Genomic DNA, 20,736 nt, shown 5'->3' with positions numbered 1-20,736 from the left:
CAGCCGTTGATCTTCACGTCCGACTGCTTGAAGGGCAGCTTTTCGCCGGCGGCGGAGCGGATCATGAGCTCGACCAGGTCGACGCCGGTGATCAGCTCGGTCACCGGATGCTCGACCTGCAGGCGGGTGTTCATCTCCAGGAAGAAGAAGCTGCGGTCCTGGCCGGCGACGAACTCGACGGTGCCGGCGCTGTCGTAGCCGACCGCCTTGGCGAGCGCGACCGCCTGCTCGCCCATCGCCATGCGGGTGGCCTCGTCGAGCAGCGGGCTCGGGGCCTCTTCGATGACCTTCTGGTTGCGGCGCTGGATCGAGCACTCGCGCTCGAACAGGTGCACCACGGCGCCGTGCTTGTCGCCCAGCACCTGGATCTCGATGTGGCGCGGGCTTTCGATGAACTTTTCGATGAAGATCCGGTCGTCGCCGAAGCTGGCCTTGGCCTCGGCGCGCACCGCCGGGAAGCCTTCCTCGACGTCCTGGCGGTTCCAGGCCACGCGGATGCCCTTGCCGCCGCCGCCGGCGGAGGCCTTGATCATCACCGGATAGCCGATGTCCTCGGCGATCTTGATGGCGTGCTTGGTGTCTTCGATCTCGCCGACATGGCCGGGCACGGTCGAGACGCCGGCCTTGGCGGCGAACTTCTTCGACTCGATCTTGTCGCCCATCGCCTCGATGGCGCCGGGGTTGGGGCCGATGAAGACGATGCCCTCCGCGGCCAGCCGCTTGGCGAAGCCGGCGTTCTCCGACAGGAAGCCGAAGCCCGGGTGGACCGCCTCGGCGCCGGTCTGACGGCAGGCGGCGACGATCTTGTCGGCGACCAGATAGCTCTCGGCGGCGGGCGCCGGGCCGATGAACACCGTCTCGTCGGCCATCTCGACGGCCATCGAGTCCGCGTCGGCCTCGGAATAGACGACGACGGTCTTAATGCCGAGCTTGCGGCAGGTCTTGATGATGCGGACCGCGATCTCCCCGCGGTTGGCGATCAGGATCTTGGAGAACATGGCTTGAGCCCGGCGTCCCGTATTTGAGTTTTCGTTTTGAGCCCGGCCCTTAGAGCGGGATGTTATCGTGCTTCTTCCAGGGGTTGGCGAGTTCCTTGCCCTTGAGGCTCTTCAGCGCCCGGACCAGCCTGCGCCGCGTGCCGTGTGGCATGATCACGTCGTCGATATAGCCGCGCTGGGCGGCCACGAACGGATTGGCGAACTTCTCCTTGTAGTCCGCCTCGCGCCTGGCGATCGCCTCGGGATCGCCGATCTCGGAGCGGAAGATGATCTCCACCGCGCCCTTCGAGCCCATCACCGCGATCTCGGCGGTCGGCCAGGCATAGTTGACGTCGCCGCGCAGGTGCTTCGAGCTCATGACGTCATAGGCGCCGCCGTAGGCCTTGCGCGTGATCACCGTGAGCTTCGGCACGGTGGCCTCGGCGTAGGCGAACAAGAGCTTGGCGCCGTGACGGATCAGGCCGCCCTGCTCCTGCCGCGTGCCCGGCATGAAGCCCGGCACGTCGACGAAGGTCACCAGCGCAATGCCGAAGGCGTCGCAGAAGCGCACGAAGCGCGCGGCCTTGCGGCTCGAGTCGATGTCGAGCACGCCGGCCAGCGTCTGCGGCTGGTTGGCGACGATCCCGACCGGCTGGCCGTCGAGGCGGGCGAAGCCGACCACGATGTTCTTGGCGTAGTCGGGGCTGATCTCGAAGAAGTCGGCCTCGTCCACGACCTTCAGGATCAGTTCCTTGATGTCGTAGGGCTTGTTCGGGTTGGCCGGCACCAGGGTGTCGAGGCTGGCCTCGTCGCGGCTCGGGTCGTCGAAGCTCTCGCGGACCGGCGGCTTCTCGCGGTTGGAGAGCGGCAGGAAGTCGATCAGCCGGCGGACCTGGGTCAGCGCCTCCAGGTCGTTCTCGAAGGCGCCGTCGACGACGCCGGACTTCTGGGCGTGGACCCGGTAGCCGCCCAGCTCGTCGTGGGTGACGTCCTCGTGGGTGACCGTCTTCACCACGTCGGGGCCGGTCACGTACATGTAGCTCGTGTCCTTCACCATGAAGATGAAGTCGGTGATCGCCGGCGAATAGACGTCGCCGCCGGCGCACGGCCCCATGATGACGGAGATCTGCGGGATGACGCCCGAGGCCAGGGTGTTCTCGAGGAAGATGTCGGCGTAACCGGCGAGGCTGTCGACCCCTTCCTGGATGCGCGCGCCGCCGGCGTCGAACAGGCCGATGATCGGCGCGCCGACTTTCATCGCCTGGCGCTGGACCTTGACGATCTTCTGGGCGTGCGTGGCCGACAGCGAGCCGCCGAACACCGTGAAGTCCTTGGAGAAGACGAAGACGACGCGGCCGTTGATCGTGCCCCAGCCGGTGATCACGCCGTCGCCGGGAATCTTCTGCTCGCCGGTGTCGAAGTCGTTGGTCCTGGGCTCGACGAACATGTCGAACTCTTCGAACGAACCTTCGTCCAGCAAGAGGTCGATGCGCTCGCGCGCGGTCAGCTTGCCCTTCTTGTGCTGATTGGCGATCCGCCGCTCGCCGCCGCCCAGCCGGGCCTCGGCCCGACGCCGCTCCAGTTCTTCCAGGATGTGCTTCACGCCCGCTCCTTCGACATCTTCCGGGGAGCGCATATTGGCCTCGCGGCTCAGCGGCAAGCCTTCCTTGCGAGAAATAGCGAAGATGCCGCTCCAGCGACGTGCGAAGACCCGCCAGATCATTGTCTTCATGGGGCTCTTTGGGGCAGAAACCGAGGGATGATCCTCACCCTTTCCTGCCCGACCGGCGGGGAATCGTGGAGGGCCGCGACATCGAGCGCCGCGTGATGTGGGAATGACATTGAACGACCAGCCGCGCGACTCCGGGACCTATGATTACGTCATCGCCGGCGCGGGCTCCGCCGGCTGCCTGCTGGCCAACCGGCTCTCGGCCGATCCCAGGAGCCGGGTGCTGGTGCTGGAGGCCGGCGGCCAGGACGACTGGATCTGGTTCCACATCCCCGTCGGCTACCTCTTCGCCATCGGCGATCCGCGCGCCGACTGGATGTTCGAGACCGAGCCGGAGGAAGGCCTCGGCGGGCGAAGGCTCGCCTACCCGCGCGGCAAGGTGATCGGCGGCTGCTCGGCGATCAACGCGATGATCTACATGCGCGGCCAGGCCGCCGATTACGACGGCTGGCGACAGCTCGACCTGATCGGCTGGGGCTGGGACGACGTCCTACCCTATTTCCTGCGCCACGAGGACCACATCGCCCCCGAAGGCGACCACCACCGCGCCGGCGGCGAATGGCGGGTCGAGCACCCGCGCGTGCGGTGGGACGTCCTGGACGCGATCCGCGAGGCCGGCGCAGCCGCCGGCATCGCCCCGGTCGGCGACTTCAACTGCGGCGACAACGCCGGGTCGTCGTACTTCCAGGTCAACCAGCGCGCCGGCCGCCGGGTCAGCGCGGCCCGCGCCTTCCTGAAGCCCGCGCTGAGCCGGCCGAACCTGCGGCTGGAGACCGGCGTCGAGGTCGAGCGCGTCGCGGTCGACGGCAGGCGCGCCACGGGCGTGGTCTTCCGCCGCGGGAGCGAGCGGTTCGTCGCCCGCGCCCGCGGCGAGGTGATCCTGGCGACCGGCGCGGTCGCCTCGCCGAAGCTCTTGATGCTCTCCGGCGTCGGCGAGGCCGAGGCGTTGCGCGCGCTGGACATCCCCGTGGTCCACGACCTTCCGGGCGTCGGCGCCAACCTGCAGGACCACCTGCAGATCCGCCCGATCTTCAAGGTCAGCGGCGTGCGCACGCTGAACACCGACTACGCCAACCTTCTGCGGCGCGCGGGCATGGGACTGGAGTACGCCCTCTTCCGGCGCGGGCCGCTGACCATGGCGCCCTCGCAGCTGGGCATGTTCGCCAGGTCCTCATCCGAGTACGCCACGCCCAACCTGCAGTTCCACTTCCAGCCGCTGTCGCTCGACAAGTGGGGCGACGGCCTGCACCCATTCGGCGCCTTCACCGCCAGCGTCTGCAACCTGCGTCCGACCAGCCGCGGCCGGGTGGGCCTGGCCAGCGGCGACCCCGCCGCGCCGCCGAGGATCGCCCCCTGCTACCTCTCCACCGACGAGGACCGGCGCGTGGCGGTCGCCGCCCTGCGGCTGGTCCGCAGGATCGTCGGCCAGGCGCCGCTCGCCCGCTTCCATCCCCAGGAGTTCCGCCCCGGCGCGCAGGCCGAGAGCGACGAGGACCTGCTGCAGGCCGCGGCCGAAATCGCCACCACCATCTTCCACCCCGTCGGCACGGCGGCGATGGGGCCCGCGTCGGATCCCCGCGCGGTGCTCGACGCGCGCCTGCGGGTGCGCGGGATGGAAGGCCTGCGGGTGATCGACGCCTCGGCCATGCCGAGGATCACCTCCGGCAACACCAACTCCCCCACCCTCATGATCGCCGAGAAGGGGGCGGCGATGGTGCTGGAGGACGCGTAGGCCGGGCCGCTCCACCGCACCCGGACACCGTCAGAATCACCCTAGCCTCCCCTCATGAAGCGGCTGGTGTTCGACCTCGACGGGACGCTGACCCACGATGATCCGTCGGTGGGCTACGCCGAGCGCCAGCCGAACGCGGCGGTGGTGGACAAGCTGCGGGCCTACCGGGCCCAGGGCTTCGAGATCGTCATCTGCTCGGCGCGCAACATGCGCACCTATGACGGCCAGATCGGCAAGATCAACGCCACCACCCTGCCGGGGATCCTCGACTGGCTGGCCCGCCACGAGATCCCCTTCGACGAGGTCCACGTCGGCAAGCCCTGGTGCGGGACCGAGGGCTTCTACGTCGACGACAAGGCGGTGAGGCCGAGCGAGTTCCTGGCCCTCAGCCATGAGGAGATCCAGGCGCTGTTGGCGAGGGAGGGGCTTGGTTGAAGTCCCCGACGCCTCAACGCCCCCTCCGTCTTGCTGCGCGAGCCACCTCCCCCGCTACGCGGTGGAGGATCTCAGGCGCCAAGATGCTCCACCGCGTAGCGGGGGAGCTTTCGGCGAAGCCGACTGAGGGGGCGTGCGGCGCTGCAGTTCTGAGAGCCGAATGACCGTCCGCCTGATCATGTCCGGCGCCCTGGTGGGCCAGGAGCTGGCGGCCGAGTTCGGCCCCTTGCCGCCGGCCTTCCTGCCGGTCGGCGTCCAGCGGCTCTACGAGCTGCAGATGCAGGCGCTGGAGGGCGCAGGTCCCGTGCACCTCGTCCTGCCCGAGACCTTCGCCGTGCCCGAACACGACGCGGTCCGGCTCGCCGCCCTGGGCGCCGAGATCGTGCCGGCGCCCGAGGGCCTGAGCCTCGGCGAGGCGGTGGTCTATGCGCTGAACACCATCGGCGCCGGCGACGAGCCGGTGCACCTGCTGCACGGCGACACCCTGATCGCCGCACCGCCGCTGCACGCCCACGACGTGATCGTCGCCGGTCCGCGCTCCACCGAATACGCCTGGGCGGAGATGGAGACCGCGCCCGACGGCCGCGTGCTGGCCCTGGTCAACACTCCGGCCGGCGAGGATGGGCACGAGGGCCGGCCGATCGCCGCCGGCTATTTCGCCTTCGCCTCGGGCCTGGACCTGCTGCGGGCGCTCGCCCGGCGCCGCGGCGATTTCATCGCGGCGATCAACCACTACCTCGCCGATCGCCCGGTGCGCGCCGCCGAAGCCGACGACTGGCTCGACTTCGGCCACCTGACGACCTTCTTCCAGTCGCGGATGGCGGTGACCACCGCGCGCGCCTTCAACACCGTGCGCATCGACGGGCTGACGGCGCGCAAGTCGAGCGCCGACACCGCCAAGATGCGCGCCGAGGCCCACTGGCTGCAGGCCGCCCCGCCGGCCGTGCAGATCTACTGCGCGCGCCTGCTGGGCTTCGGGCTGGAGCAGGGCCGCGCCTTCTACGACACCGAGTACGAGTTCCTGCCGGTGCTCTCGGAGCTGTTCGTCTACGGCGCGGTCGGCAGGAAGCCGTGGCTGAGGATCCTGGCGTCCTGCGAGGACCTGCTGCGGACCCTGGCCGCGACCCGCGGCGACATCTGCGGCGACCAGGCGCTGAGGACGCTGGCGGCGGACAAGACCCTCGTCCGGCTGGAAGCCTTCGCCCGCGACGGCGAAACCCGCATCACCGAGCCCTTGAGCTACGAGGGCCGGCCGTGCCCGTCGCTGCTCCAGATCGCCGAACGGCTGGTCGGCGCCATGGACCTGACCAGCGGCCGGATCGGCTGCGCCATGCACGGCGACCTGTGCTTCTCGAACCTGCTCTACGACAGCCGCAACCGGCGCATCAAAGCCATCGACCCGCGCGGCTCGGTGGACCGGACGCCCAGCCTGTGGGGCGATCTGCGCTACGACCTCGCCAAGCTCGGGCACTCGATCGTCGGCCGCTATGACCAGATCGTCGCCGGCCGCTGCTCGCTTGCGCGCCACGGCTCGGACTACGCGCTGGCGTTCGCGCCGGTGTCCTGCCAGCCGTGGCTCGCCGAGGCGCTCAAAGACCTCGAGGTCGACGGGGTCGGCGGGCTCTCGCAGGCCGTGCGCGCGGTGAGCGTCAGCCTGTTCCTCTCCATGTTGCCGCTGCACGCCGACCGCCCCGACCGCCAGCAGGCCTTCATCGCCAATGCGCTGCGGCTCTGGCGCGAGCTCGACGCATGATCGTGATCCCCATGGCGGGCCGCTCGCAGCGGTTCCGGGACGCCGGCTACGACCGGCCGAAGCACCGGCTGGAACTCGCCGGCCGCAGCGTCTTCGCCCATGCGGTGGCAAGCTTCGAGGCCGACTTCGCCACGACGCCGTTCCTGTTCGTAGCGGCCGCCGAGGCCGAGGCCTTCGTCCGCGAGGAAGCCCGGGCCCTGGGCCTTGCCCGGTTCGAGGTGGTCGGCCTGTCCGAGGTCACCGCCGGCCAGGCCGAGACGGTCGAGCGCGGGCTGGACGCGGCCGGCTGGGACGGACCGCTGACCATCTTCAACATCGACACCTTCCGCCCGGGCTTCGCCTTCCCCGGCGAGCCGCTCGCCTCCGCCGACGGCTGGCTGGAGGTGTTCAGGGGCTCAGGCGAGAACTGGTCCTATGTCAGGCCCGCGCCCGGCCCCGAGCCCTGGGCCGCCGAGACCGCCGAGAAGCGACCGATCTCCGATCTCTGCTGCACCGGCCTCTATCACTTCGCCAGCGCCGGCGCCTTTCGCGCCGCGCTCGCCGCCGAGCGCGCCGCGCCTCAGGCCCGCGAGCTCTATGTCGCCCCGCTCTACAACCACCTGATCGCCAAGGGCGCGCGCATCGGCTGGCGGCTGATCGCGCGCTCGCAGGTGGTGTTCTGCGGAACGCCGGCGGAATACGAGGCTCTCAGGCCTCCTCCGCCACCTCCGCCACGTCCGTGATCCCCGCCGCCTTCAGCGCCGCGATCAGCTCGCGCACGGTCGCCTCCAGCTCGGCCGCGTCGCGGCTGCGCAGCACCAGGTTCGAGCCGAAGCACCCCGGGGCGAAGAACGGATAGCTGCCGAGCGACATCGTCGGATGCGCCTTGGCCACGGTCTCCAGCGGCGCTGCGATCACCCCTTCGCCGGAGCCGGCGACCCGCACCGTGCGCGACAGCGTCACCGCCCCGCCCTTCAGCCGGTGGCCCACGTCCTGCAGCATGCCGCGCATGATCGAGGGCACCCCGGCCAGGACGAAGACGTTGCCGATGGTGAAGCCCGGCGGGCCCTGCACTGGGTTGCGCACCAGCCCGCCGCCCGCCGGAATCCGCGCCATGCGCCGACGGGCCGGCGTCACCTCCCACTTGCCCTGCATCTCGGCGATGATCCCCGGGTCCTCGTAGAGCTCGACGCCGAAGGCGGCGGCCACCGCGTCGGCGGTGATGTCGTCGTGGGTCGGGCCGATGCCGCCGGTGGTGACGACGTAGTCGTACTTCGCCCGCAACTGGTTCAGCGCGCCGGCGATCTCCTCGATCACGTCGGGAACGATCCGCACCTCCGAGACGTCCACGCCATGGACGCCGAGATAGCGGGCGATGTCGCGCAGATTGGTGTCCTGGGTGCGGCCGGAGAGGATCTCGTCGCCGATGATCAGCACCGCGGCGGTGACTACCGCTCCTTGCCCGCTCGCCATCGGCCGATCCCTCGCCTAAATGCCTGCGCTGCCCTACGGACTAAAGCCAACGATGGACTTCCCGCAACCGCTGACGCGTGGCCGCCTCAAGCAACGCTACAAGCGCTTCTTCGCCGACGTCGAGCTGGAGGACGGCGGCGAGGTCACCGCCCACTGTCCGAACCCCGGCGCCATGCTGGGGCTGAACGCGCCCGGCCAGGCCTGCTGGCTGTCGCGGTCGGACGATCCGAAGCGCAAGCTCGCCCACACCCTGGAGCTGGTCGAGGCCGAGGGCGCGCCCACGGTCGTCAACACCCTGCTGCCCAACCGGCTGGTCGCCGAGGCCCTGGCGGCGGACGCCATCCCCGAGCTCGCCGGCTACGCCGTCCACCGCCGCGAAGTGAAATACGGCGCCGCCAGCCGCGTCGACTTCCTGCTGACGGGGCCCGACCGGCCGCCGGCCTGGGTCGAGGTCAAGGGCGTGACCCTCCACCGGGGCGCAGGCCCGGCGGAATGGCCGGACTGCGTCTCCGCCCGCGGCGCCCGGCACATGGCCGAGCTGGGCGAGATGGGCCGACTGGGCGATCGCGCCGTGGTGCTGTTCGTCATCCTGCGCGCCGACTGCGACCGGTTCAGCGTCGCGCGCGACCTCGACCCGGCCTTCGCCGCGGCCTTCGATCGCGTCTGCGCGCAGGGCGTCGAGCCGCTGGCCTACGCCTGCGAGGTCAGCGCCGAGCGGATCGCCATCGGCCGCCGCATCTGACCGTCGTCAGGCCAGCCGCGCCCCGCCGTCGATCGGATAGACGCCGCCGGTCTGGAAACCGGCCTCGTCGCTGAGCAGATAGGCGACGAGGCCGGCTACCTCCTGAGGCCGGGCGAACCGGGGCATCGGGAAGCGCGCGCAGACCTCCGCCTCGTGCTCGGCGTGCGAGGGCGGCAGGATCGGCGTCGCCGTCAGGCCCGGGCAGATGGCGTTGACGCGGATGTTGTCGCGGCCGTGCTCCTGGGCGGCGACTTCGGTCAGGATGATGATCCCGGCTTTCGAGGTCGCGTAGCCGGCGCAGTTCGCCGGCGGGCGCAGCGCGCCCTTGGACGAGGTGTTGACGATCGCCCCGCCCTCGCCCTGCTCGACCATGCGCCGCAGCACCGCCTTCAGCCCCAGGAACACCCCGCGCAGGTTCACCGTCATCACGTGGTCGAAGTCGGCCGCCGGCAGGTCGACGATCCGCGTCAGCCGCCCGAGGACGCCGGCGTTGTTGAGGAACAGCTGCACGCCGCCGAACCGTGCGACGGCCGCCTCGACATAGGCCGCGACGCCCGCCTCGGTGGAGACGTCGGCCTCCATCGCCAGGAAGCGGTCGGAGCCCACCTGACCACAGGCGCGCCGGATCGCGTCCGCGTGGAGGTCGACCGCCACCACCTTGCAGCCCTCGTCGAGCAGCCGCTTCGCGGCGGCCGAGCCGATTCCGCCCGCCGCCCCGGTGATGATCACGGTCTTGCCGCTCAAGCCGGACAGCGCCATCGCGCCCTCCTCTCTTTGCTCCTTGGCCGAACGCCTTGATCCAATGGGGCCACGAGGCTGCGGCAGGGATCAAGCCGCTGCGTTGTACGTTCGCTCAAACCTCGGTTTCCATGCCTCGCCGAGCACGCGCCGTTCAAGGCGCGGGGGGTGCGATGAGCGTTCCCGTTGAACTTCGGCTCCAGGATTGCGACATAGGCGCTTCCACATTTGCGATCCGGCCTCGATAGGCGAACTTGTCCCGGCGATCCCGGGCGGCCGATCGCGGAGCCCGACCGATGCAGAACGAAATCCTCGACGCCGAATACCGCACCGGCCAGATCAAGCTGCACACGGCGGAGGACTTCGAAAGCATGCGCCGGGCCGGCCGGCTGGTGGCCGAATGTCTGGACATGCTGGTCCCCTATGTCGTCCCGGGCGTCGTCACCGACGACCTCGACAAGCTGGCGCGCGAGTTCACCCTCGACAACGGCGGCCTGCCCGCCTGCCTCGGCTACCGCGGCTACACCAAAACGCTGTGCATCAGCCCCAACCACGTCGTCTGCCACGGCATCCCCGGCGACCGCACCCTGCGCGAAGGCGACATCGTCAACATCGACCACACGGTGGTGGTCGACGGCTGGTACGGCGACTCCTCGCGGATGTTCGGCGTGGGCGAGATCGCGCCCAGGGCCAAGCGGCTGATCGACGTCACCTACGAGTCGCTGCAGCGGGGCCTGGCGGCGGTGAAGCCCGGGGCGCGGACCGGCGACATCGGCCACGCGATCCAGACCTATGTGGAAAGCATGAGGTGCTCCGTGGTGAGGGACTTCTGCGGCCATGGCCTTGGCCGGGTGTTCCACGATGCGCCCAACATCCTGCACTTCGGCCAGCCGGGCACGGGCGAGATCCTGCAACCGGGCATGTTCTTCACCATCGAGCCGATGGTGAACCTGGGCAAGCCGCCGGTGAAGCTGCTCGCCGACGGCTGGACCGCGGTCACCCGCGACAAGTCGCTTTCCGCCCAGTGCGAGCATTCGGTCGGCGTCACCGAGACCGGGATCGAGATCTTCACCCTTTCGCCGGCCGGCCTGTTCCAACCGCCCGTGCAGGGCGGCTGACCAGCAGGGGGCGCAGCGGAGGCGACGGCTGGCGCCCGGCGGGGCTTGCGCCGACCGAACAAATACGGAACATTGCCGACATGGACCGTCGGCCCGCCCTCGAGGACGCCTCGCCCCAGCCCGACCTGTGGGCCGAGGCGCAGCGCGCGCCTGCGCCCGCCAAGCCGCACTACGCCGGCCACCGCGAGCGGCTGCGCGAGCGGGCCAGCGCCGGGGGCCTCGCCGCCCTGCCGGACTATGAGGTGCTGGAGCTTCTGCTGTTCCGCTCGATCCCGCGCGGCGACGTCAAGCCGCTCGCCAAGCAGTTGATCGCCCGCTTCGGCTCGCTGGGCGCGGTGCTGGGCGCCGACGCCGAGGCGCTGAAGACGGTCCGCGGCGTGGGCGAGGCCCTGGCCCTGGACCTTCGGCTGGTGCAGGAGGCCGCGCTCCGGGCCGCGCGCGAACAGGCCGCGCGGCGCACGGTGATCTCCTCCTGGTCGGCGCTGCTCGCCTATGTGAAGACCGCGCTCGCCCACGAGCCGCGCGAACAGGTCCGGGTGCTGTTCCTCGACAAGAAGAACAGCTTGATTGCGGATGAGGCTTTAGGGCACGGGACCGTCGATCACGCACCGGTCTATCCGCGTGAGGTGGTGCGTCGCGCCTTGGAGTTGTCGGCCAGCGCGCTGATCTTGGTGCACAACCATCCCTCGGGCGATCCCACCCCCTCCTCCGCCGACATAGAGATCACCCGCCAGATCATCGAGGCCGCCCGGACCATGCGTATTGCGGTCCACGACCACCTCGTCGTCGGCCGCGATGGAATCGCGAGCTTCAAAGCCCTCGGCCTGCTCTGAGCCTCATCGCTCAAAGAGATCACTTAGACGGCAGTACCTCGCGGTAGAATCCAAGATGGCTCGGACCGGCATTAAGCCAAATGCGATCTCGATGCGGGGCCGCCGTCGCAAAGGCCAGCCGGTTTGCGGATACGAGGCGGGCGATCTATGTGTATAAGTCCAGACATCGGTACACATCCATGCGCACCAACATTGAGATCGACGACAAGCTGATGGCCGACGCCCTGCAAGCGACGGGACTGAAGACGAAGCGCGAGGCCGTGGAGCTGGGACTCAAGACGCTGCTTCGGCTACGCCGGCAGGAGGAATTCCGCGCCTTCCGCGGCAAGCTGGAGTGGACCGGAGACCTCGAGGCCATGCGGCTAGACAAATGACCACCTTCGTCGATTCAAGCGTGTGGATCGACTACTTCCGGGGGACGGCCTCCGCGCAGACGGATCACCTCGACGCCCTGCTCGGCCGCGAGCCAGTGGTTATCGGCGACCTCGTCCTGGCGGAGGTCCTGCAGGGGTTCACGAGCGAGCGCGACTTCAACCAGGCGCTTCGTCTTTTCGGATCGCTCGACGTGATCGAGGTCGCAGGCCGCGACGCAGCGATCCTCGCCGCCCGCAACTTCCGGCGGCTGCGCGAGCTCGGCGCGACCGTCCGCAAGGCGATCGACATCCTCATCGCCACGCGGTGCATCGAAGACGGCCTGCCGCTGCTTTACGGCGATCGGGACTTCGACCCGTTCGTCCAGCACCTCGGCCTTACATCCGCGCTCTCGCGCACCTGACCGCGACTGGCCCGCCCCAGGGAGCCGACCTTGGCTCCGCGCCCATTTTCGGCCTCTCGGCTGCCAGCGGCTCCGCTAGCGTCCAGCTACGCCACTTCGGGGGCCTCGCGCACGGCGGAGCCAGATCGACGGGTCGCGAAAAAATTCCCTTCCCCAGCTTCAGCTCCGATGGTGGTGCAGGCGGCGCCACTTGACCGCCCGATCAGGGATCTGCGTGTAGTTCCGGTCTGCAGCGAACCGCATGGCTGCAGCTCAAGGACGGACTGGGCGCCCATCCGGTCATCACCGAACTGCTCCGTCGCGCCGATGTTCCACCGGGATCGAACCTCGGCGAGCCCCGGCGCCACATCCGCGCTACGACCGGACCAATTCGCTTCGTTCGACACCGCCCTCCTCGATGCGAACACCGAGGAAGCGCATGTCACCGCCCGCGAAGCTGATATCCGAAATCGCGAGGCTGGGGTCGCGCTTGAGAAGGCTTGCATCTCCGAGCGTGAGGCGGAGCCTCATGTCCTCACAGGCGAAGCCGTCCGCCACAGCTTGTTCGATCTCAGCGCGGAACCGTACCGCAGGGGACTTGCGGGCGGCTGGCTTCACCGACCGTCTCATGGCGCAGCGTAAAATCCAGTCTCGCCGCTCACGCGCACTTGGCACGGCCGACCGGCATCCTGCACTTCTCGGGCGCGGCGGTGGGCGGCCGCCTTAGAGATCTCTCTGTCCCGGGAATGGCCGAACAATTCCCCATCGAGCTCGACGGCCCATGCGCCCTCGTGGCGCAAAACGGTGAGCACTGCTCTGTCAGTCTTGGTTTGCATGTTGTGCCGTAACACATTTGACAGCCTGGGAACGCTTTTTTCGAGATATCCGTTGCGCCCCCGTGGATCTCACCCCATTATTTCTGCGTCGAATTTCGTTTTGGCTCGGCAGCCATCCGAGAGAAATCCCAGATTTCAACTTCGGGACCGCCACACGACCCTCTCCGAAAATTTGATCTCAAGCCCCATCCTGGGTGTGAGAATTCGTGTCCGGAAAGGGACAATCATGCAAATCGGCACCGTTAAGTGGTTCAACGCGACCAAGGGCTTCGGCTTCATCCAACCCGATGACGGCGGGAACGACGTTTTCGTTCACATCAGCGCGGTCGAGCGCGCCGGCCTGGCGTCGCTGCACGAGGGGCAGAAGCTCAGCTTCGAACTCGAGCGCGATCGGCGCAGCGGCAAGACCTCCGCAGGCAACCTGCAAGCCGCTTGAGGCTCGTCGCGCGGAACGGTCCGCACGCCGTGGACCGAACCGCGCCGGGTTTGCCGGAGGCCGACGCCAATATCGGCGCCGCCGGCCACCGCAGCTTGGTCACGGCGCTTCGGGTGCGGCCAGCGCCCCACAACCGTGACCCGGCGGTCTTTCGACGCCGCGGCGAGCTTCCGACCGGGCTTCGTCGGGCGCCGCATCTTGGTTCGGCTTGAGCTTCCACCATTGCCTGGGCCCGGCCACAGCGCGCCTTAAGACGCGCCTCGATGCCCGCCCACCAGCAACCGCAGCGCACGCGGGGCGGGCGGGTCGGGTACTCTGGACAGCGCCCGCCCCCGCCGATATTCTAAGCATGAAATAATTTACGAGCTCATCGACGCGTGCGTGGGCGACCACGGAGTCCGCCCGCTCAACATAAGCATCGGCAACAGCGGGGGGCGCTTTCTCGCCGTGCCAGACTAGGGCGCCATCTCGTGCTGGATGGAGGTGGCATGCGACGCCCGCCGCAAGCTGGCGCGCCGTGGCGCGCGATAATTCGACAGAAGTCTGGTGAATGAACGGAAGCAGACCGATGAACGATCGTGTGGTCACCCGTGAGATCCACGGGCAAGTGCTTGTGCTGACGGCGGACTTTCCGCCCGTGAATGCGCTTGGCCATCCGGTCCGAGCGGGGCTGCTCGCCGCCGTCGAAGACGCTGCGAACGATGACGCCGTCGATGCGGTCGTCCTGATTTGCGCGGGAAGGACCTTCTTCGCCGGCGCCGACATTTCAGAATTTGGAAAGCCGCGCGCAGAGCCGACGCTGTCGCGCGTCTGCGCGGCCATCGAGGCGTGCCCGAAACCGGTGGTCGCGGCCATGCATGGCACGGCGTTGGGCGGCGGACTGGAGATCGCCCTCGCATGCCATTACCGCATCGCCGTCCCGTCGGCCCGCTTCGGCCTTCCGGAGGTGAAGATCGGCTTGCTGCCCGGAGCCGGCGGAACCCAGAGGCTTCCACGACTGATCGGCGTTGCGACTGCGATCGAGCTTATCGTGTCCGCCGAGCAAATCGGTGAAAACCGGGCGGCGTCGATCGGTTTGATCGATCGGACGGCGGATGAAGGCAAGCTGCTTCAAGGGGCGATCGATCTTGCGTCCGAGAAGGCTTACGTCCGTCCAATTCCCCGCATCTGCGAGCGCGCCAATCCGACGGACGGCGGCGCGATAGAGCGATTCGTCGCGGCCAACGGGCGGAAGATCCGCGGCCTTGACGCGCCTAACGCGGCGCTGCGCGCCGTCCGGGCCGCGACGGAATTGGAATTCGGAGACGGCCTCCTGCTCGAACGGCGGCTCTTCACGGAATTGGAGGCGGGCGAGCAGTCGGGCGCGTTGCGTTATTTTTTCAATGCAGAGCGGGGCGCCGGACGCGTAGACGATCTGGCCCAAGGCGCGGCTGCGCTGCCGGTGCGAAAGATCGGCATTGTCGGCGCGGGCACAATGGGGGCCGGCATCGCGACGGCGTTCCTGTCGAGCGGCTTTCCGGTGGTGCTCTATGAGCTCAATCGGGATGCGCTCGATCGCGGCCTCCAGGTCGTTCGCGGCAATCTCTCCCGCGCCGCGGCCAGCAGCAGGCTGGGAGAGCACGAGACCGAAGCCGCCCTCGCCGCCGTGACGCCGGTTCTGGAGCCGGAAGCGCTCGGCGACTGCGATGTTGTGATTGAGGCGGCTTTCGAGCTGATGGAGATCAAGCGCAAGATCTTCGGCATGCTGGACCGGGTCGCGAAGCCGGAAGCGATCCTGGCCACGAACACCAGCTATCTGGACATCGATGAGATCGCTGCGGCGACCACGCGCCCCGCCCGCGTGATGGGCCTGCATTTCTTTTCACCGGCTCACATCATGAAATTGCTCGAAGTCGTCCGCGGGGCGCGAACCTCGAGCAGCGCGCTCCTCACCGCCATGGCGCTGGCCAAGCGCATCGGCAAGACCGCCGTCATCGCCGGCAATGGATACGGCTTCATCGGCAACCGAATCCTCGCTCGGCGTCGGACAGAAGCGCTGAACCTCCTGATGGAGGGGGCTTTTCCCGACCAGATCGATGCAGCCCATGTCGCTTTCGGCATGCCCATGGGCCCCTTTCAGATGTCGGATCTCGCCGGCGTCGACATTGGCTGGCACCGCGACCCGTCGCGGATCGAGAGTCTGCGCGACGCCTTATGCGCCGCGGGCCGCTTCGGCCAGAAGGCGGGCAAGGGCTTTTACGACTACGACGATCATCGAACCGGGAGCCCCTCGCGCGAGGCGCAGGCGATCATCCGCGACTATGCGATGGCGCTTGGACGACCGCAGCGCGCCATCTCCGAGGAGGAGATCTTGGAACGAACCCTCTACCCGATGGTCGACGAAGGGGCGAGGATCGTTGCGGAAGGGATCGCGCGCAAGACCTCGGATGTCGATGTGGTCTGGGTGCGGGGATTTGGCTGGCCGATCTACCGCGGCGGCCCGATGTACTGGGCCGATCACGTCGGCCTCAAGAAGATCGTGTCCCGCCTGCGCCATTATGGGCTCGATGTCGCGCCCTCGCTTGAGGCGCGGGCCGAAAGCGGCCGCTCGCTTCTCGATCCGGCGGCGAGCGGCTGAGGCCGCCCGCCAGCTTCCGTCGCCACCCCTCGGCCGACCCCGGCGGGCCGGCGGTCTGCAGGGCGGGCGCCGCGCCGGCCGCGCGATATCACTCCGGCACGACGGCCGTGGCCTGGATCTCGACGAGAGCCTCGTCTTCGATCAGCCCCGAGACTTCGACCACCGCCATTGCGGGGAAATGCCGTCCCATGACGAGGCGGTAGGCGGCGCCGATCTCTTTCAACGACGCGGAATAGGCCTTACGGTCGAGGACGTACCAGGTCAAATTCGTAATGTGCTCCGGGCGAGCCCCGGCTTCCGCCAGAATCGCCACGATATTCTGGAGCGCCTGCCGCACTTGCCCGGCCAGTTCGTGGACCTCGAACTTGCATTGGGCGTTCCAGCCGATCTGGCCACCCACAAAAAGGGTCCGCCCTTGGGCCTCCACGCCGTTGGCGTAGCCGATCGGAGGCGCCCACCCTGCTGGCTGCAGAATCCGGTGCGGGGTGATGGAAAACGCTGTTTCCGAGAGATCCTTCGAAGTCATGCGGTTTCCATCAATTCGCGAAGGCGGCGATGCCGGTGATGGCGCGCCCGATGATGAGGGCGTGCACGTCGTGGGCGCCCTCGTAGGTGTTGACGACCTCGAGGTTCACCAGGTGGCGGGCCACCCCGAATTCGTCGGAGATCCCGTTGCCCCCGAGCATGTCGCGAGCGGTGCGGGCGATGTCCAGAGCCTTTCCGCAACAGTTACGCTTGAGAATCGACGTCAGCTCCACCGGCGGCTCGCCCTGGTCCTTAAGCCGTCCGAGCCGCAGGCATCCCTGCAGGCCGAGCGCGATCTCGGTGGTCATGTCGGCGAGCTTCTTCTGAATGAGCTGGTTGGCCGCCAGGGGGCGCCCGAACTGCTTGCGGTCCAGCACGTATTGCCGCGCCGTCTCGTAGCAGGCCTCGGCGGCGCCCAGCGCGCCCCAGGCGATGCCGAACCGGGCCGAATTCAAGGCCGTGAACGGCCCCTTCAGGCCACGAACGCCAGGAAGCAGGCTCTCCTCAGGCACGAACACGTCGTCCATGAGGATCTCGCCGGTGATGGACGCCCTTAGACCGACCTTGCCGTGAATGGCCGGGGCGGAAAGGCCCTTCCAGCCCTTCTCCAAGATAAAGCCGCGGATGACGTCATCCTCGGTCTTCGCCCAGACCACGAATACATCGGCGATCGGCGAGTTGCTGATCCAGGTCTTCGCGCCGTTGAGCAGATAGCCGCCATCTGCTTTGCGGGCGCGGGTCGTCATTGAGCCCGGATCCGAGCCGTGATCCGGCTCCGTCAGACCGAAGCACCCGATCTTGATCCCCGAGATCAGGCCAGGCAGGTATTTGCGTTTTTGCTCTTCGCTGCCGAAAGCGTAGATCGGCAGAATGACCAGCGATGACTGGACGCTCATCATCGAGCGGTATCCGGAGTCAACCCGCTCGATTTCGCGGGTGATCAGTCCGTATGAGACGTAGTTGAGACCAGCGCCCCCGTACTCCTCCGGAATCGTCGGGCCAAGCAGGCCCAGCTCGCCCATCTCGGCGAAGATCGACGGGTCGGCTTTCTCATGCCGAAACGCTTCTTGCACGCGTGGGAGGAGGTTGTCCTGCGCATAGGCTCGGGCGGTTTTGGCGACGAGGCGTTCTTCGTCGCTCAGCTGAGCGTCGAGATAGAATGGGTCCGACCAGTCGAAACGCGCTGCTGATGCAGCCATCTACTCAGCCTCTCGCCTGACTGATTTTCGGTGACTTCATCAGCTCTCGGCCGATGATGAGCTTTTGCACCTCGGTCGCTCCTTCGTAGATGCGCAGCGCGCGGATCTCGCGATACAGACGCTCGGTGATTTGACCGGCGCACACGCCGCGGCCGCCGAACATCTGCAGCGCCTGATCGATCACCCACTGAGCGTTTTCGGTGGCCGTCATCTTGGCCATCGCCGCCGCCTGCGTGGTCGGCTGCTTTTGGACATCGCGCAGCCAGCCCGTTCGCGCCGTGAGCAGGACAGCCGCATCGATCGCGGTCGCCATTTCTCCAAGCCGGCTCTGGACCGTCGGCAAGTCCCCTAGAGCGCTGCCAAACAGCTGGCGCGTCTGGGTATGGGCGATCGCCTCGTCCAGGGCGCGGCGAGCAAATCCATTCGCCGCCGCGGCCACGGACGGGCGGAAGATATCGAGGGTGCGCATGGCGATCTTGAACCCCTCGCCAGGGCTGCCGACCAGATTGCCAGCTGGAATCCGGCAGTTCTCGAAGCGGATCCGCCCCAGGGGGTGGGGCGCCATGGTCTCGATCTTCTCGACGACCGAGAAACCCGGCGTATCTGCGAACACCACAAAGGCGGAGATGCCCCGGGTCCCAGGAGCCTCCCCGGTCCGGGCGAACACGGTGTAGACATCGGCGATGCCAGCGTTCGAGATGAAGATCTTCTCGCCGTCGAGGACAAACTCCTCGCCCTCGCGGCGCGCGCTCGAGGCCACCGCAGCAACGTCCGAACCCGCCTTCGGCTCGGTGAGCGCAAAGGCGGGGATCAAGGCGCCCTGGGCGACCTTCGGAAGCACCCGGCGCCGCAACTCGTCCGAGGCGGCCAGACTGATCGCTCCCGAGCCAAGGCCTTGCATGGCGAATGCGAAGTCGGCGAGGCTGTCGCTATAGGCGAGCGTTTCGCGCGTGACGCACAGGGCCCGGCTGTCGATCGCCTCCGACGCCCCATCGAAGGCGCGCGGCACGCAGTGGCGCAAAAGCCCTGCGTCACCGAGCCGCTTGACGAGAGCCTTGCAGGAGCTGTCGACGTCGGCGTGATCGATGGCGCCGAGCCCGCCGCTGTTGATGAACGCGTCGAGCTGGGCGGCGAGCGCGCGGTGCTCCGGACCGAAGAACGGCCAATCGAGATGCTCGCGCGAGGGCGAATGCGGCCAGGCCGCGTGAGCGACGGCCATTGATCAATCCCCCTTGAATTCGGGCCGGCGCTTGGCGGCGAACGCTTCGAAGGCGCGACGGAAATCGCCGGTCGCCATGCAGATGGCTTGCGCCTGGGCTTCGGACTCGATGAGCTCGTCAATTCCCATCGACCATTCCTGGTCAAGCATCTTCTTTGTCATGGCGTGCGCGAACCACGGCCCGTCGGCGAGGGTCCTGGCGAAACGCTGCGCTTCCCCGAGAAGCACGCTCCGCTCATGCAGGCTGTTGAAGAAGCCCCAGGCGTGGCCTTCCTCAGCGGTCATGACCCGGCCGGTGAAGAGCAGCTCGGCCGCCCGCCCCTGCCCGATGATCCGCGGCAGGATCCCGCAGGCGCCCATATCCGCGCCGGCCAGTCCGACGCGGGTGAACAGGAAGGCCGTCTTGGCTTCCGACGTGGCGAGACGATAGTCCGCGGCCATCGCCAGGATCGCGCCCGCGCCCGCGCAAACGCCGTCGACCGCGGCGATCACCGGCTGCGGACAGGCCCGGATCTGGCGGACGAGATCGCCGGTCATTCGCGTGAAGTCGAGCAGCTCCGGCATCTTCATCTGGGTCAACGGCTCGATGATTTCGAACACGTCGCCGCCGGAGCAAAAGTTGTTCCCCGCGCCCGTGACCACCACGGCGCGCACGTCGCTGGCCCGGCCGAGCAAGCGGAAAAGATCACCGAGCTCCTGGTAGCTCTCGAAGGTCAGCGGGTTCTTCTTGTCCGGCCGATCGAGGGTGATGGTCGCCACGCGGCCATCGTCGTCCGTCTCGAACCGGAAGTGCTTGGCGCTCTCGCCCTTGAAACGACGTCTCCTGGCGTTCATGGCGTTGCTCATCTCAATCTCTGGTCTATGCAATGAGAGCTTTGTCGGCGCGACAAGCCGTCCCGAGGGCGCTCATCGCCTGGTCTAGGGTGTTCGCCGCCCGCGCCCGGGCGCGGGGATTCAGCGCATCACCTCGCCGCCCGCTACCGCGATCGCCTGGCCGGTTATCGACACGGCCTCCGGCGAAACGAGCCAGAGAACAGTGTGGGCCACCTCCTCGGCTGTCACGAAGCGGCCCTGCGGGTTGCTGCGGGCCAGACTTGTGCGCGCTTCATCTTCGCTGCGCCCAGTCTTCTCCCGGATCGACTCGATCGCCGCCTCGAGCAGGGGCGTTTCGGTGAAGCCTGGGCAAACCGCGTTGACCGTCACGTCGCTGCGCGCAAGCTCCAGCGCAAGCGCCCGCGTCAGTCCGACAACCCCGTGCTTCGCCGCGCAGTAGGCGGAGACATAGGCATAACCCGTCAGCCCCGCAGTGCTGGCGACGTTGACGATCCGTCCCATCCCCGCCCGCTTGATCGAGGGCAAGCCCGCCCGCGTCACGAGAAAGGCGCCGGTCAGGTTCAACCTCAGCACCTGCTCCCAAAAAGTCAGGTCCGTCTTCTCGAACGGCGCCGAGGGCGCCGCGCCGGCGCAGTTGACCAGCACCGCCAGGTCGCCGAACCGTTCGTTCGCGGCGGCGAGCCCCGCCGCGATGCGCGCCGGGTCGGTGACATCGAAGTTCGCGAACGGCGCGGCCACGCCGCCAGCCGCACAGATCTCATCCGCCACCACCTCGAGCGGGCCCGAGCGGCGGCCGGCCAAGGCAAC

The 20,736-nt window shown here is 68.2% G+C and carries 21 protein-coding genes; 11 read left to right on the top strand and 10 right to left on the bottom strand.

The genetic code is table 11. The features are described 5' to 3' along the window. Positions 1–998 (bottom strand): acetyl-CoA carboxylase biotin carboxylase subunit (locus VJS38_RS09075; RefSeq protein ID WP_324087830.1); only part of this gene is annotated, 998 nt, incomplete at its 3' end. A gap of 49 nt (positions 999–1,047) precedes the next feature. Beyond that, positions 1,048–2,580: an acyl-CoA carboxylase subunit beta gene (locus VJS38_RS09070; protein ID WP_324087829.1), complete on the bottom strand. Its 1,533-nt coding sequence runs from the start codon at positions 2,578–2,580 to the stop codon at positions 1,048–1,050. Positions 2,581–2,812: 232 nt separating this feature from the next. Between VJS38_RS09070 and VJS38_RS09065 the strand changes: the two genes are divergently transcribed. The 4 genes from VJS38_RS09065 to VJS38_RS09050 all read left to right on the top strand — a co-directional run bounded on the left by VJS38_RS09065 (position 2,813) and on the right by VJS38_RS09050 (position 7,348). Continuing rightward, the gene (locus VJS38_RS09065) at positions 2,813–4,438 is read left to right on the top strand and encodes a GMC family oxidoreductase (RefSeq protein ID WP_414692426.1); all 1,626 of its coding nucleotides are present in this window, start codon (positions 2,813–2,815) and stop codon (positions 4,436–4,438) included. A 54-nt stretch (positions 4,439–4,492) separates the two neighbouring features. After that, complete coding sequence (locus VJS38_RS09060) at positions 4,493–4,873, top strand: HAD-IIIC family phosphatase (protein ID WP_324087827.1); 381 nt, start codon at positions 4,493–4,495, stop codon at positions 4,871–4,873. Positions 4,874–5,033: 160 nt separating this feature from the next. Further along, on the top strand, positions 5,034–6,626 hold the full coding sequence (locus VJS38_RS09055; protein ID WP_324087826.1) for a hypothetical protein: 1,593 nt from the start codon (positions 5,034–5,036) through the stop codon (positions 6,624–6,626). Further along, positions 6,623–7,348, top strand: a complete 726-nt coding sequence (locus tag VJS38_RS09050; protein WP_324087825.1) for a capsular biosynthesis protein — start codon at positions 6,623–6,625, stop codon at positions 7,346–7,348. The genes VJS38_RS09055 and VJS38_RS09050 overlap by 4 nt, the downstream gene beginning before the upstream one ends. Here the strand turns inward: VJS38_RS09050 and VJS38_RS09045 are convergent. Further along, positions 7,314–8,078, bottom strand: a complete 765-nt coding sequence (locus tag VJS38_RS09045) for a competence/damage-inducible protein A (RefSeq protein ID WP_324087824.1) — start codon at positions 8,076–8,078, stop codon at positions 7,314–7,316. The genes VJS38_RS09050 and VJS38_RS09045 overlap by 35 nt on opposite strands. Before the next feature lie 52 nt (positions 8,079–8,130). On the opposite strand from VJS38_RS09045, the gene sfsA reads away from it, so the two are divergent. Next, positions 8,131–8,820 (top strand): DNA/RNA nuclease SfsA, encoded by a 690-nt coding sequence (gene sfsA / locus VJS38_RS09040; RefSeq protein ID WP_324087823.1) that lies wholly within the window; start codon positions 8,131–8,133, stop codon positions 8,818–8,820. Positions 8,821–8,826: 6 nt separating this feature from the next. On the opposite strand, the gene VJS38_RS09035 is transcribed toward sfsA, so the two are convergent. Then, complete coding sequence (locus VJS38_RS09035; RefSeq protein WP_324087822.1) at positions 8,827–9,579, bottom strand: glucose 1-dehydrogenase; 753 nt, start codon at positions 9,577–9,579, stop codon at positions 8,827–8,829. A gap of 275 nt (positions 9,580–9,854) precedes the next feature. On the opposite strand from VJS38_RS09035, the gene map reads away from it, so the two are divergent. The 4 genes from map to vapC all read left to right on the top strand — a co-directional run bounded on the left by map (position 9,855) and on the right by vapC (position 12,284). Further along, positions 9,855–10,676, top strand: coding sequence for a type I methionyl aminopeptidase (map, locus tag VJS38_RS09030; RefSeq protein WP_324087821.1), 822 nt, complete (start codon positions 9,855–9,857; stop codon positions 10,674–10,676). A gap of 80 nt (positions 10,677–10,756) precedes the next feature. Further along, complete coding sequence (gene radC / locus VJS38_RS09025; RefSeq protein ID WP_324087820.1) at positions 10,757–11,509, top strand: RadC family protein; 753 nt, start codon at positions 10,757–10,759, stop codon at positions 11,507–11,509. A 179-nt stretch (positions 11,510–11,688) separates the two neighbouring features. After that, entirely contained in the window at positions 11,689–11,883 is a 195-nt protein-coding gene (locus VJS38_RS09020; protein WP_324087819.1) for a type II toxin-antitoxin system VapB family antitoxin, read from the top strand. Next, positions 11,880–12,284, top strand: coding sequence for a type II toxin-antitoxin system VapC family toxin (vapC, locus tag VJS38_RS09015; protein ID WP_324087818.1), 405 nt, complete (start codon positions 11,880–11,882; stop codon positions 12,282–12,284). The genes VJS38_RS09020 and vapC overlap by 4 nt, the downstream gene beginning before the upstream one ends. Before the next feature lie 354 nt (positions 12,285–12,638). Here the strand turns inward: vapC and VJS38_RS09010 are convergent, their stop codons facing one another. Further along, a complete protein-coding gene (locus tag VJS38_RS09010) occupies positions 12,639–12,881 on the bottom strand; it encodes a hypothetical protein (RefSeq protein ID WP_324087817.1) in 243 nt (80 codons plus the stop codon). 444 nt (positions 12,882–13,325) lie between these two features. On the opposite strand from VJS38_RS09010, the gene VJS38_RS09005 reads away from it, so the two are divergent. Beyond that, on the top strand, positions 13,326–13,535 hold the full coding sequence (locus tag VJS38_RS09005) for a cold-shock protein (protein ID WP_324087816.1): 210 nt from the start codon (positions 13,326–13,328) through the stop codon (positions 13,533–13,535). A 568-nt stretch (positions 13,536–14,103) separates the two neighbouring features. Then, positions 14,104–16,152, top strand: a complete 2,049-nt coding sequence (locus VJS38_RS09000) for a 3-hydroxyacyl-CoA dehydrogenase NAD-binding domain-containing protein (protein WP_324087815.1) — start codon at positions 14,104–14,106, stop codon at positions 16,150–16,152. Between the two features lie 88 nt (positions 16,153–16,240). Here the strand turns inward: VJS38_RS09000 and VJS38_RS08995 are convergent, their stop codons facing one another. From VJS38_RS08995 to VJS38_RS08975, 5 genes are all read right to left on the bottom strand, one after another. Continuing rightward, the gene (locus VJS38_RS08995) at positions 16,241–16,678 is read right to left on the bottom strand and encodes a RidA family protein (protein ID WP_324087814.1); all 438 of its coding nucleotides are present in this window, start codon (positions 16,676–16,678) and stop codon (positions 16,241–16,243) included. Positions 16,679–16,688: 10 nt separating this feature from the next. Then, positions 16,689–17,876: an acyl-CoA dehydrogenase gene (locus VJS38_RS08990; RefSeq protein WP_324087813.1), complete on the bottom strand. Its 1,188-nt coding sequence runs from the start codon at positions 17,874–17,876 to the stop codon at positions 16,689–16,691. Positions 17,877–17,880: 4 nt separating this feature from the next. Further along, on the bottom strand, positions 17,881–19,095 hold the full coding sequence (locus VJS38_RS08985) for an acyl-CoA dehydrogenase family protein (RefSeq protein ID WP_324087812.1): 1,215 nt from the start codon (positions 19,093–19,095) through the stop codon (positions 17,881–17,883). 3 nt (positions 19,096–19,098) lie between these two features. Next, the gene (locus VJS38_RS08980) at positions 19,099–19,941 is read right to left on the bottom strand and encodes an enoyl-CoA hydratase family protein (RefSeq protein ID WP_324087811.1); all 843 of its coding nucleotides are present in this window, start codon (positions 19,939–19,941) and stop codon (positions 19,099–19,101) included. A 108-nt stretch (positions 19,942–20,049) separates the two neighbouring features. Next, positions 20,050–20,736: SDR family NAD(P)-dependent oxidoreductase (locus VJS38_RS08975; RefSeq protein WP_324087810.1), on the bottom strand; the 687-nt coding region annotated here is incomplete at its 5' end.

Source organism: Phenylobacterium sp. (genome assembly GCF_035276905.1).
Classification (GTDB): Bacteria; Pseudomonadota; Alphaproteobacteria; order Caulobacterales; family Caulobacteraceae; genus Phenylobacterium.
This window is presented reverse-complemented; position numbering and strand designations above follow the sequence as displayed.